At 66.9% G+C, this 12,978-nt stretch carries 10 protein-coding genes; 9 read left to right on the top strand and 1 reads right to left on the bottom strand.

The window, feature by feature from the left end; all coding sequences use genetic code 11:
- The first annotated feature begins 186 nt into the window (after positions 1–186).
- Entirely contained in the window at positions 187–2,205 is a 2,019-nt protein-coding gene (locus ACGLHS_RS20890) for a PhoX family protein (RefSeq protein WP_394482848.1), read from the top strand.
- A 19-nt stretch (positions 2,206–2,224) separates the two neighbouring features.
- Here ACGLHS_RS20890 and ACGLHS_RS20885 read toward each other — a convergent pair whose 3' ends face one another.
- Positions 2,225–2,698 carry an Lrp/AsnC family transcriptional regulator gene (locus ACGLHS_RS20885; RefSeq protein WP_394482846.1) on the bottom strand — a complete coding sequence of 158 codons (474 nt, stop codon included), beginning with the start codon at positions 2,696–2,698 and terminating at the stop codon, positions 2,225–2,227.
- A gap of 105 nt (positions 2,699–2,803) precedes the next feature.
- Between ACGLHS_RS20885 and mdeB the strand changes: the two genes are divergently transcribed.
- The 8 genes from mdeB (at position 2,804) to ACGLHS_RS20845 (ending at position 12,970) form a co-directional block, all read left to right on the top strand.
- Positions 2,804–5,455 (top strand): alpha-ketoglutarate dehydrogenase, encoded by a 2,652-nt coding sequence (gene mdeB, locus ACGLHS_RS20880; protein ID WP_394482844.1) that lies wholly within the window; start codon positions 2,804–2,806, stop codon positions 5,453–5,455.
- A gap of 74 nt (positions 5,456–5,529) precedes the next feature.
- Positions 5,530–6,306, top strand: a complete 777-nt coding sequence (locus ACGLHS_RS20875) for a FadR/GntR family transcriptional regulator (protein WP_394482842.1) — start codon at positions 5,530–5,532, stop codon at positions 6,304–6,306.
- Positions 6,307–6,480: 174 nt separating this feature from the next.
- Positions 6,481–7,812, top strand: coding sequence for an MFS transporter (locus tag ACGLHS_RS20870; RefSeq protein ID WP_394482840.1), 1,332 nt, complete (start codon positions 6,481–6,483; stop codon positions 7,810–7,812).
- A gap of 16 nt (positions 7,813–7,828) precedes the next feature.
- The gene (ltnD, locus tag ACGLHS_RS20865; RefSeq protein WP_394482838.1) at positions 7,829–8,758 is read left to right on the top strand and encodes an L-threonate dehydrogenase; all 930 of its coding nucleotides are present in this window, start codon (positions 7,829–7,831) and stop codon (positions 8,756–8,758) included.
- A complete protein-coding gene (locus ACGLHS_RS20860) occupies positions 8,755–9,651 on the top strand; it encodes an alpha/beta fold hydrolase (RefSeq protein ID WP_394482836.1) in 897 nt (298 codons plus the stop codon). The genes ltnD and ACGLHS_RS20860 overlap by 4 nt, the downstream gene beginning before the upstream one ends.
- A 34-nt stretch (positions 9,652–9,685) precedes the next feature.
- On the top strand, positions 9,686–10,702 hold the full coding sequence (gene denD / locus ACGLHS_RS20855; RefSeq protein ID WP_394482834.1) for a D-erythronate dehydrogenase: 1,017 nt from the start codon (positions 9,686–9,688) through the stop codon (positions 10,700–10,702).
- Between the two features lie 3 nt (positions 10,703–10,705).
- The gene (gene otnK, locus ACGLHS_RS20850; protein WP_394482832.1) at positions 10,706–11,983 is read left to right on the top strand and encodes a 3-oxo-tetronate kinase; all 1,278 of its coding nucleotides are present in this window, start codon (positions 10,706–10,708) and stop codon (positions 11,981–11,983) included.
- A 318-nt stretch (positions 11,984–12,301) separates the two neighbouring features.
- Positions 12,302–12,970, top strand: a complete 669-nt coding sequence (locus tag ACGLHS_RS20845) for an aldolase (protein ID WP_394482829.1) — start codon at positions 12,302–12,304, stop codon at positions 12,968–12,970.
- Positions 12,971–12,978: the final 8 nt, after the last annotated feature.

Raw genomic sequence — 12,978 nt, 5'->3', positions numbered from 1 at the left:
GCGCCTGCGCAGTGGATGTGCAGGTCGTTTTTCCGCAGTGATCGGCACGCCCTTGCGGCGTGCGTTGTCATCGCTTTGTCATGAGCGATGCACGGTTTCGTCATGGTCGCCCTCTATGGTCTCGTCCCTGACGGGAGGCTGACTTTAGGCCTCACGACGCCTTCCTCCACGATCCCGGAAAAACAAATGACTGACTCCACCAAGGCCCCCAGCGCCTCCCGCCGCCACGCCCTGAAGTTGATGGGCGCGGCCCCGATGCTGCCACTCGGCGGCGTTGCCTTCCTCACCGCCTGCGGCGGCGGTGGCAGCAATGGCGCGGTCTTCCCGCCCATCGTGCCGCCGGCCCCCGCACCGGCGCCTGCACCGGCGCCCGCACCTGCCGCCAAGTTCGCTTCGGCCGAATTCACGGGCATGCCCGCGCCGACGCTCGCCGATGCGGCCGCCATGGCCACCACCACCGTCGGCTCGACCTTCAAGGTGTCGTTCGACAACGGCAGCTCCACCGAATACAAGCTGGCTTACCAGCCCTTCTTCCTGACCGGCGACATGGTGTCCGACGGCAAGGGCGGCCAGATCCTGGCGGGTGGCTATGTCGACATCAACAACAAGCCGATCATCGATACCTCGGTGGCCGGCAAGAACCGCCAGTTCTTCTCCGACAGCCCCGACGGCACGTCGCTGCTGTCGCTGCCGAACGCGACCGTGACCGGCATCAAGGGCAAGCCGGTGTTTGCCGTGGTCCAGTTCGAATACAACACGCGCGACCTGAGCGGTGCCGATACCTACGGCGTGCTGCCGTCCCCCATCGCCGTGCTCACGCTCGACCAGGACCAGACCACCGGCAAGCTGAGCCTCGTGAAGTACCACAACGTCGACATGTCGTCGGCGCACGGCCTGTGGATCACCTGCGGCGCGAGCCTGTCGCCCTGGAACACCCACCTGTCGAGCGAGGAGTACGAACCCGATGCGTTCGCCGCGGCCGGTTCTTCGGGCGACAAGCAGTTCAAGGCCTACAGCAAGAACGTGTTCGGCGACGAGACCACCGCCAAGCCCTACCACTACGGCCACCTGCCCGAGATCACCGTGAACCCCGACGGCACCGGCAGCGTCAAGAAGCACTACTGCATGGGCCGCATCTCGCACGAGCTGATCCAGGTCATGCCCGACAACCGCACGGCCATCATGGGTGACGACTACACCAACGGCGGCTTCTTCATGTTCGTCGCCGACAAGGAAAAGGACCTCTCGGCCGGCACGCTCTACGTCGCCAGGTACGACGCGGGCTACTCGATCGACCCGGCCGCCGCCGCCACGAAGATCACGTGGATCAACCTCGGCCATGCGACCAGCGCCGAGATCGAGAACCTCGCCAACACGCTCAACCCGGCCGACATCATGGATGTCAAGACGAGCGATCCGAGCGACGCCAGCTACACCCTGCTGTACGCCAACGGCAAGGCCAATTACGTCAAGCTGAAGCCCAGCATGGAGAAGGCGGCCGCCTTCCTGGAAACCCACCGCTACGCCAACCTCAAGGGCGCCAGCATGGCCTTCACCAAGATGGAAGGCACCACCGTCAACATCAAGGACAAGGTGGCCTACTCCGCGCTGCAGAACATCCAGGACTCGATGGTCGAGAAAGGCACGGGCTGGTCGGTCGCCACCAACATCGCACTGCCCAAGAAGCTCAGCGCCGGCGGCGTGATGGCGCACAACCTCGCGGGCGGCCAGAAGGACACCGACGGCAAGTCCATCAACAGCGACTGGGTGCCCACGCAGACCCGCGCGCTGATCGTGGGTGAAGACATTGCTTCCGACGCACTGGGCAACACCTCCAACCCCGAAAAAATCGCCAACCCCGACAACCTCAAGTTCTCGGAAAAGCTGCGCACGCTGTTCATCGGCGAAGACAGCAGCAGCCACGTCAACAACTTCCTGTGGGCCTACAACATCGACACCAAGAAGCTGTCGCGGATCATGTCGATCCCCGCTGGCGGCGAGTCGACCGGCCTGCATGCGGTGGACGAGCTCAACGGCTGGACCTACATCATGAGCAACTTCCAGCACGCGGGTGACTGGGGCGGCATCCACTCGAAGGTGCAGGGCACGCTCGATCCGCTGGTGCGCAAGAACTACAACGACCGCTACAGCGCCGCGGTCGGCTACCTCACCGCCGACCCGATCCAGCCGAAGCTCTCGAAGTAAGCCGCCAAGGCTTCTTCATTCAGGACGGCGCCGTCGGCAACGGCAGCGCCGTCTTGTAGCGCACTTGCTTGAGCGCAAAGCTGGAGCGGATCTTCTCGATCCCCGGGATCGGCGTGAGCTGCTCCATGATGAATTTCTCCAGTGCCGCCATGTCGGCCACGGCCACGCGGATCAGGTAGTCGCGGTCGCCGGTCATCAGGTAGCACTCCATCACCTCGTCGTGCTCGGCGATGCGCTGCTCGAAGTCGGCCAGCGAATGCTTGCTCTGCGTCTTGAGGCTGATCGAGATGAACACGTTCAAACCCAGCCCCAGCGCCTTGGGACTCGCGAGCGCCACGTAGCGGCCGATCACGCCGTTGGCTTCGAGCGCCTTCACCCGGGCCAGGCACGGCGAGGGCGACAGGTGCACGCGGCGCGCCAGTTCCACGTTCGACAGCGCGCCGTCGCGCTGCAGTTCGTCCAGGATGCGCAGGTCGATGGCGTCGAGTTGCATGAAATGCCGTGCAAATTGAAGATGGCGGCATCTTATGCTGTGACACCTGCATGGAATTGGCTGCGCCGGTAGCTAATTCTCCGCATGCCGGCCTAAAGTGCCGATATGAACGCCCCGATTTCAGCCGACCAGATGCGCGCATTGCTGCTCGACACGCCGCTTTCGCACGACCCCGACCCTGCAGAGACCGCCGAGTGGCGTGACGCCTTCCTGGCGCTGGCGCAAGCGCATGGCCCGCAGCGCGCGCGCCAGATGCTGGTGGAGCTGGCCCGCCTCGCGCGCCAGCAGCGCATCGGCTGGCAGCCTGAACTGGCAACGCCGTACGTCAACACCATCGCGGTGGAAGACCAGCCGCCGTTCCCTGGTGACCTTGCCATCGAAGAGCGGCTGGCTTCGCTGATGCGCTGGAACGCGCTCGCGATGGTGGCCAAGGCCAACCAAGCGTATGGCGAACTCGGCGGACACATCGCCAGCTATGCAAGCGCGGCCGACCTGTTCGAAACCGGCTTCAACCATTTCTTCCACGCACGCAGCGAAGCGCATCGCGGTGACCTCGTGTTCTTCCAGCCGCACAGCGCGCCCGGCGTCTATGCGCGTGCGTACCTCGAAGGGCGCCTGAGCGAAGAAGACCTGAAGCACTACCGCCAGGAACTGACCGCGCCCGCCTTCACGGAAGGCAGTGGCGCGCGCGGCCTGTGCAGCTATCCGCATCCGTATCTGATGCCGGACTTCTGGCAGTTCCCCACCGGCTCGATGGGCATCGGTCCCATCAGCTCGATCTACCACGCGCGCTTCATGCGCTACCTCACGCACCGCAACCTGCTGAACTGCGAAGGCCGCAAGGTCTGGGGCGTGTTCGGCGACGGCGAGATGGACGAGCCCGAATCGATGAGCGCATTGACGCTCGCGGCGCGCGAGAAGCTCGACAACCTCGTGTGGGTCGTCAACTGCAACCTGCAGCGCCTCGATGGCCCGGTGCGCGGCAACGGCCGCATCATCGACGAGCTCGAAAAGCTCTTCGCCGGCGCGGGCTGGAACGTCGTCAAGCTCGTGTGGGGCAGCGATTGGGACGGCCTCTTCGCGCAAGACGTGAGCGGTGCATTGGCCCGCGTGTTCGCCAACACCGTCGACGGCCAGATGCAGACCTTCGCCGCGAAAGACGGCCGCTTCAACCGCGACAACTTCTTCGGCCAGAACCCCGAACTCGCGCGTCTTGCAGAAGGCATGACCGACGAGCAGATCGACCGCCTCAAGCGCGGCGGCCACGACCTCGTGAAGATCCATGCCGCCTACGCCGCGGCGGCCAAGCACAAGGGCCAGCCCACCGTGATCCTGGCCCACACCAAGAAGGGCTACGGCATGGGCAGCGCGGCCCAGGGCAAGATGACCACGCACTCGCACAAGAAGATGGGCGACGTCGACCTCATCGAATTCCGCGACCGCTTCAACCTGCCGCTGACCGACGCGCAGGCCACCGCGATGGACTTCTTCCGCCCCACCGAAGACAGTGCCGAGATGCGCTACCTGCGCCAGCACCGAGAAGCACTCGGCGGCGCCATGCCGCGCCGCGAGACCGCCTGCGACGTGGTGCCCAAGCCCGACATCGCCAGCTACGCGCAGTTCGCGACAGCGGCAGCGGGCAAGGAAATGAGCACCACCATGGCCTTCGTGCGCATGCTGGGCAACCTCATGAAGGACAAGGCCCTGGGCCCGCGCATCGTGCCCATCGTGGCCGACGAGGCGCGCACCTTCGGCATGGCCAACCTGTTCAAGCAGGTCGGCATCTATTCGAGCGTGGGCCAGCGCTATGCGCCGGAAGACATCGGCTCGGTGCTGAGCTATCGCGAAGCCACCGACGGGCAGATCCTCGAAGAGGGCATCAGCGAAGCCGGCGCCATCGCGAGCTGGACGGCCGCGGCCACCAGCTACAGCGTGCACGGCCTGGCGATGCTGCCGTTCTACATCTACTACTCGATGTTCGGCTTCCAGCGGGTGGGCGATGCCATCTGGGCCGCCGCCGACCAGCGGGCGCGTGGCTTCCTGCTCGGCGCCACGTCGGGCCGCACCACGCTCGGCGGCGAAGGCCTGCAGCACCAGGACGGCAGCAGCCACCTCGTGGCCGCGACCATCCCCAACTGCAAGGCCTACGACCCGGCCTATGCGGGCGAGATGGCGGTGATCGTCGATGCGGGCATCCGCGAAATGATGGTCGAGCAGAAGGACGTTTTCTATTACGTCACGCTCATGAACGAGAACTACGCGCAGCCCGATGTGCCCGCGGGTGCGGAAGGCGACATCCTGCACGGCTGCTATCGCTTCGGCACGTATGCGCCGGATTCCGGCAAGGCGAAGAAGAAGGTCTCGCTCATGGGCTCGGGCGCGATCCTCACCGAAGTCGTCAAGGCCGCGCAATTGCTGGCCGACGAAGGCATCGAGGCCGAGGTGTTCAGCGTCACGAGCTGGAGCGAACTGGCGCGCGACGGCCTGGCCTGCGAACAGCGTGCACTGGCCGGCGAAGACGCCGGCACCGCGTTCGTCGCGCAGCAGCTCGGCAAAGGCAAGGCCCCGATCATCGCGGCCACCGACTACGTGCGCGCCGTGCCCGAGAGCGTGCGCGCCTTCCTGCCCGAAGGCCGCCGCTACCTCACGCTCGGCACCGATGGCTTTGGCCGCAGCGACACGCGCGCTGCACTGCGCCAGTTCTTCGGCGTGGATGCCGCGAGCATCGTGCGCGCCGCGCGTCACGCGTTGAACTGAACCGGCACAGCGCAGCGCGGGGCATGGCGTGCGGGCCTGCGTTAGAGTCGCAGGCCCCACCGCCCCTCGCGTCCATGACCGCCCGTTTCCAATCCCTCGCCCCCGCCGTCCGCCTGGCCGACCAGGTGGCCGATGCGCTCGCGGCCGAGGTGCGCAGCGGGCGCCTGTCCGAAGGCGATCGGCTGCCGACCGAAGCGGTGCTCGCAGAGCAGTTCGGCGTGAGCCGCACCGTGATCCGCGAGGCGGTCTCGCGGCTCAAGTCGCTGGGGCTCGTGGATTCGCGCCAGGGCAGCGGGGTGTACGTGCGCGCTGCCGGTGTCGAGCCGCTGCGCTTCGAGATGCCGCATGTCGCCTCGCGCGAAGCCGTGATCCAGATGGTCGAGTTGCGCCGCGCGCTCGAAGCGGAAGTGGCCGCGCTCGCGGCCGAGCGCCGCACACCCGAAGACGTGCAACGCATCCGCGACGCCATCGACGCGCTGCACGCCGCGGTGGCTGCCGGCGGCAACGGCGCCGACGAAGACGTGCGCTTTCACCGCGCCATCGCCGAGGCCGCGCGCAACCCGTTCCTGATCGGCACGCTGCAATACCTGCGGCAGTTTTTGCACGGCGCCACGCGCGTCACCCGCGCCAACGAGGCGCGTCGCGCGGACTTCGCGCGCGAGGTCGCTCAGGAACACGCGCAGATCGTCGAGGCCATCGAGGCCGGCGACCCGCTGCGCGCCCGCGAGGCCGCCAAGTCCCATATGGACAACGCCATCCGCCGCATCGAGCAGGCCGATCCGGCCTTCTGGCAGCAGGAAGGCGCGCAACTCGCGCGACCGCTGGTCGAAGACTGGCCCGCGGGCAAATAAGCAAGAAGAAAGGAAACGAGCTGTGGCTCGAGGGTTTACCCGGGGCGGCCAACTTGTCTTGAATTTGTATGATGACCTGACAAATAAAGAGGTGGCCGCGCTGCACGGCGACGAGACGACCTCGCTTTCTTCACCCAGGCTTTTCATCCAAAGCTGCAAGCGGACTTCCCTGTCATGACTCCAACCCTCCAGGCCGGCGCGCCCCCGGCCACGGCCCGATCGCCAGCCGACACCGCGCTCGAGAAGCGCGCCTATGCCAAGGTCTTCTGGCGCCTCGTTCCCTTCCTGATGCTCTGCTACGTGATCGCGTACCTCGATCGGGTGAACGTCGGCTTTGCCAAGCTGCAGATGGGGCAAGACCTCGGGTTCAGCGAAACCGTGTTCGGCCTGGGCGCCGGCATCTTCTTCCTCGGCTACTTTCTCTTCGAGGTGCCGAGCAACCTGCTGCTCAACCGCGTGGGCGCGCGCATGTGGATCGCGCGGATCATGGTCACCTGGGGCCTGCTCTCGGCGTGCTTTGTGTTCGTGCAGACGCCCACCAGCTTCTACATCCTGCGGTTCCTGCTCGGCGTGGCCGAGGCGGGCTTCTATCCCGGCGTGATCCTCTACCTGACCCAGTGGTATCCCTCGCACCGGCGCGCGCGGATCATCGCGGTCTTCATGTCGGCGATACCGGTGGCGGGCATCTTCGGCAATCCGCTGTCGGGCTGGATCATGGACGCCTTCCACGGCGTCTCGTCGATGCACGGCTGGCAGTGGATGTTCATCATCGAGGCCATTCCCGCAGTGCTGGTCGGCGTGATGGTTCTCTTCTACCTGGACAACGGCATCCTGCAGGCCAAATGGCTCTCGCCCGAAGAAAAGGCGCTGCTGCAGCGCGAGGTCGAGCGCGACCAGGCGCACGGCGCCAAGGGCCCGCACTCGGTGGCCGCGGTGTTCCGCGATGCGCGCGTGTGGTGGATGGCGCTCATCTACTTCGCCTTCGTCATGGGCCAGTACGCGCTGACCTTCTGGTTGCCCACGCTGGTGAAGGCCACGGGCGTGCAGGGCAACTTCAACATCGGCCTGCTGAGCGCGATTCCCTTCGTCTGCGCGATCGTCGCGATGAACCTCTTCGGCCGCAGCGCCGACCGCCGGCAGGAGCGCCGCTGGCACCTGATCGTGCCCGCGATGATGGGCGCGGTCGGCTTCACCGTGGCCGCTTCGTACACGCAGAACACGGCCGTGTCGCTTGCCTTCCTCTCGCTCGCGGCGGCCGGCGTGCTGACCTGCGCGCCGCTCTTCTGGTCGCTGCCCACCGCGTTCCTTTCGGGCACGGCCGCGGCTGCGGGCATTGCGGCCATCAACTCGGTGGGGAACCTTGCGGGTTTCGTGAGCCCGTACCTCATCGGCTATCTGAAGGACCTCACGGGCAGCACGCAGATCGGCATGTATGTGCTGGCCGCGGCCCTCGTGCTCGGTGCCATCGGCGTGTGGCTCACGCCCAAGCAACTCGTCAATCGCTGACCGGAGAAACAACACCATGACAGACACCTCCAGCAACACACCCGTCGTCGGCCTCGTGGGCCTCGGCGCCATGGGCAGCGGCATGGCGCAATCGCTGCGCCGCGCGGGCCATGCGCCGCATGTGTTCGACGTGCGACCCGGCGTCGCTGCTGCCTTCGCGCGCGATGGCGGCATGGCCTGCGACACGCTGGCCGCGCTCGGCGCGCAGTGCGACATCGTGGTCAGCGTGGTCGTCAACGCCGCGCAGACCGAATCGGTGCTGTTCGGCGACGGCACCACGCCCGGCTGCGCCGCATCGATGAAGCCCGGCAGCCTCTTCGTGATGTGCTCCACCGTCGATCCGAACTGGTCCGTGGCGCTCGAAGCACGCCTCGAAAAGCAGGGCATCCTGTACCTCGACGCGCCCATTTCCGGCGGCGCCGCCAAGGCCGCGAGCGGACAGATGACGATGATGACCGCCGGCACGCCCGCCGCCTACGCCAAGGCCGGTGCGGTGCTCGACGCGATGGCCGCCAAGGTCTACCGCCTGGGCGACTCGGCCGGCGCGGGCAGCAAGGTCAAGGTCATCAACCAGTTGCTGGCCGGCGTGCACATCGCGGCCGCCGCCGAGGCGATGGCGCTGGGCCTGCGCGAAGGCGTCGATGCGGCCGCGCTCTACGAAGTCATCACGCACAGCGCGGGCAACAGCTGGATGTTCGAGAACCGCATGGCGCACGTGCTCGCGGGCGACTACACGCCGCTGTCGGCCGTCGACATCTTCGTGAAGGACCTGGGCCTCGTGCTCGACGTGGCGCGCGCCAGCAAGTTTCCGTTGCCGTTGTCATCCACCGCGCATCAAATGTTCATGCAGGCGTCCACGGCAGGCTTTGCGCGCGAGGACGACAGCGCCGTCATCAAGATATTCCCCGGCATCGAACTGCCGGCACCGAAGGAGAAGGCACCATGAGCGAGTCTCGGGTCAGGTTCGTCGACACGCCGCTGCTGCGTATCAGCTACGAGGAGTGGAACCCCACCGGCAAAGCCACGGCCGTGCTGGTGCACGGCTGGCCCGACAGTCCGCGCTGCTGGCACGGCGTGGCCGCCCGGCTCGCTGAAGTCGGCTGGCGCGTGCTGCTGCCTGCGCTGCGCGGCTTCGCGTCCACGACCTTCCTGCATGCCGACACACCGCGCAGCGGACAGCTCTCGGCACTGGGCCGTGACCTGCTCGACTTCATCGACGCGCTGGGCCTTCAGCAGCCTGCGCTGGTCGGCCACGACTGGGGCGCACGCGCGGTGGGCAATGCCTGCGGGCTGCGGCCCGGCGTCGCAAGCGCGCTCACGCTGATGTCCATCGGCTACGGCACCAACGCGCCCGACCAGCCGATGACGATCGAACAGGCGCGCAACTACTGGTACCACTGGTACATGGCCACGCCGCGCGGCGAACGCACGGTGCACGAAGACCGCATCGCCTTCACGCGGATGATGTGGGACACCTGGGCCCCGGCCGGCTGGTACGAGCCCGCCGAGTTCGAGGCCACCGCCGCTGCTTTCGCAGGCGACGACTGGGCACAGGTGGTGGTGCATTCGTACCGCCATCGCTGGGGCCACGCGCCAGGCGATCCGCACTACGCGGCCGACGATGCCGCGCTCAGCCCCGCGCCCGTGCTGTCGGTGCCCACGCTGGTGCTGCATGGCGCGGCGGACCCATGCAATCATCCCGACACCTCGGCCGGCAAGGAGCACTTTTTCAGCGGCCCCTACCGCCGTGAACTGCTCGAAGGCGTGGGCCACTTCCCGCAACGCGAGGCGCCCGATGCGGTGGCCGACGCGTTGCTGCGCTTCCTGCCCGCGCTTTGAAAAAACGAACAAACGAACGAAAGACAAGACGACCATGAACATCCTCATCACCGGCGGCTGCGGCTTCCTCGGCGCCCGTCTCGCCCGCACGCTGCTCGCTGGCGGCAACCTCGCGCTGGCCGGCGGCGCAGCCCAACCCGTCACGCGCATCACGCTGGCCGACCGCGTGCCGCCGCCCGCTGACCTCGCAGCCGATGCCCGCATCCAGTTCGTGCAAGGCGATCTGTACGAGCAGGCCGGCAACGGCGCGCTGCCGTTGGCCGACACCGACGCGTTGTTCCACCTTGCCGCCGCCGTCAGCGGCGAATGCGAGGCCGACTTCGACCTCGGCATGCGCAGCAACCTCGACACCACGCGCGCCCTGCTCGACGCCTGCCGCTGCGCGGGCCATGCGCCGGTGTTCGTGTTCTCCAGCTCGGTCGCGGTGTTCGGCGATTCGCCCGAACAGCGCCTGCCCGCCGTGATCGAAGACACCACGTTGCCGACGCCGCAGAACAGCTACGGCATCCAGAAGTTCATCGGCGAACAGCTCGTGGCCGACTTCACGCGCAAGGGCTTCGTGCAGGGCCGCAACGTGCGGCTCATGACGGTGTCGGTGCGCCCCGGCCGACCCAACGGCGCGGCCTCCAGCTTCCTGAGCGGCATGCTGCGCGAGCCACTGGCCGGCGAACGCGCACGCTGCCCCGTGTCGCCCGACACGGCGGTCGCATTGGCCTCGCCCGGCAACACCGTCGCCGGCATCATCCGCGCGGCCACGGCGAGCGCCGCCGAGTGGGGCGCGCGCACCGCCATCAACCTGCCCGCATTGACCACCACCGTGCGCGAGATGGCGCAGGCACTCGAACGCATTGCAGGCAAAGACGCCACTGGCCTGATCGACTGGCAGCCCGACGCCGCCGTCGCAAAGATCGTCACCAGTTGGCCCAGCCGCATCCATGCCGCGCGTGCGGAAGCGCTGGGCCTGAAGGCCGACGCCAGCTTCGACGCCATCCTGCGCGACTACGTCCGCGAGAACGCGCAGGCCGTCAAGCTGCTCGTGTCGAAAGACTGAGCGATGGCAAAGAAGAAGCTGCTGCTCGGCTGCATCGCCGACGATTTCACCGGCGCCACCGACCTTGCCAACAACCTCGTGCGTGCCGGCATGCGTGTGGTGCAGGCGATCGGCGTGCCGGCCACGCCGCTCGATGCCGAAGTCGACGCGGTAGTGGTCGCACTCAAGTCGCGCACCATCGCGCCGGCCGAAGCCATCGCGCAATCACTGGAAGCCCTGCGCTGGTTGCAGGCGCAGGGTGCGCAGCAGATCTACTTCAAGTACTGCTCCACCTTCGACAGCACGCCGCAGGGCAACATCGGCCCCGTCACCGAGGCGCTGATGGAGGCGTTGAACTGCGACTTCACCATTGCCACGCCGGCCTTCCCCGACAACAAGCGCACCGTGTTCAAGGGCTACCTGTTCGCGGGTGACGTGCTGCTCAACGAGAGCGGCATGCAGAACCATCCGCTCACGCCGATGACCGACCCGAACCTCGTGCGCGTGCTGCAGGCACAGTGCACGCGCAAGGTGGGGCTGATCGATCACGCAGTGGTGGCGCGCGGTGCTGCAGCCATCGAAGAACGCATTGCACAGCTGAAGGGCGAGGGTGTCTCCATCGCCGTCGTCGATGCAGTGTCGAACGACGACCTGCTGCGCATGGGGCCGGCGCTCGCGAAGATGCCGTTGGTCACCGCAGGCTCGGGCGTCGCCATCGGCCTGCCGGCCAACTTCGGCCTCGCACCTTCGTCGCAGGCCAGTGCGCTGCCCGAGGCCGGAGGCCACAAGGCGGTGGTGTCCGGCAGTTGTTCGCTCGCGACCAACCGCCAGGTGCTCGACTTCATCCAGCGCGGCGGCGCGGCACTGGCCATCGATCCGCTGCGCATCGCGGCCGGTGTGGACGTCGCGGCCGAAGCGCTGGCATGGGCCGCACCGTTGCTCGACAAAGGGCCGGTGCTCGTCTATTCCACGGCCGAAGCGGGCGCCGTGAAATCGGTGCAAGGCCGCCTCGGCGTGGACGAAGCCGGCGCGATGGTCGAACGAACCATCGCCGCCATCGCACGTGGTTTGGTCGATCAGGGTGTGCGTCAACTCGTCGTGGCCGGCGGTGAAACTTCAGGCGCCTGCGTGCAGGCACTGGGCATCGCGCAGATGCAGATCGGTCCGCAGATCGACCCCGGCGTGCCGTGGTGCCATGCGCGCGCCGAGGCCGCGAAGGGCGCGGGCGTGCACATCGCACTGAAGTCCGGCAACTTCGGCAGCGATGATTTTTTCACCAAGGCCTTTACAGTGCTTGGATGAAATCCGTGGCCGTTGCGAGAGTGATGTCGTTCAGGGCGCGCTCCCGCCGACGGGGTGCCTTGCTCCGCGAATGTCCTCCGGGGCTGCGCCCCTCCTCCTTTATTTCGCTGCGCAAGGCACCCCGCCAGCGTGAGCGTTGGGCAGTGCAGTCGTTGATCGGCCGGCACTACGACAGCGCTCACTGTGCGCAGGGCATCGGGTGCTCCCCGCAGCGAAATAAAGGAGGAGCGAAGCGGGGGACATTCGCGGAGGGGAGTACCCGATGTCCTGTGCACGCGCCCTGAAGAGCAGCATCCAATACAGCCCCCAAAACCCGACATGACAGAAACCCAAGCCCGAGAAGAAATCTGCCGCATAGGCCGCAGCCTGTTCGACCGCGGCTACGTGCATGCAACGGCCGGCAACATCAGCGTGCGGCTGGACGACGGCTTCCTCATCACGCCCACCGACGCCTGCCTCGGTTTCCTCGACCCGGCGCGACTTGCAAGGCTCGATGCGCAAGGCCAGCAGACGGCAGGCGACCGCGCCAGCAAGACCATCGCACTGCACACGCGCATCTACGCGGCAGCGCGCAAGTTCGACGCCGATACGGCCTGCGTGATCCACACCCACAGCACGCACTGCGTCGCGCTCACGTTGACGCCACAACAAGACGCTGAACTGCTGCCCGCACTCACCCCGTACTTCGTCATGAAGGTCGGCCACGTGCCGGTCATTCCATACCACCGCCCCGGCGCCCCCGAGGCGGCCGAACAGGTCGCACAGGCCATCGAACGCCACGGCAACGCCGGCACGCCCATCCGCGCCGTGATGCTCACGCGCCTAGGCCCCAACGTCTGGCACGACACACCCGCCGCCGCCATGTCGGTCCTCGAAGAACTCGAAGAAACCGCCAGGCTCCAACTGCTCACCACCACAACGAAGCCCGAGCCGCTGGACGCCGCACAGATCGATGAACTGCGCCGCACCTTCGGCGCGCGCTGGTAGTAAAAACA

Origin of the sequence: Variovorax sp. VaC1, assembly GCF_043658315.1 — a bacterium.
Lineage (GTDB): Bacteria > Pseudomonadota > Gammaproteobacteria > Burkholderiales > Burkholderiaceae_C > Variovorax.
The sequence above is the reverse complement of the archived record's forward strand: the minus strand, read 5'-3'. Positions and strand labels throughout refer to the sequence as shown.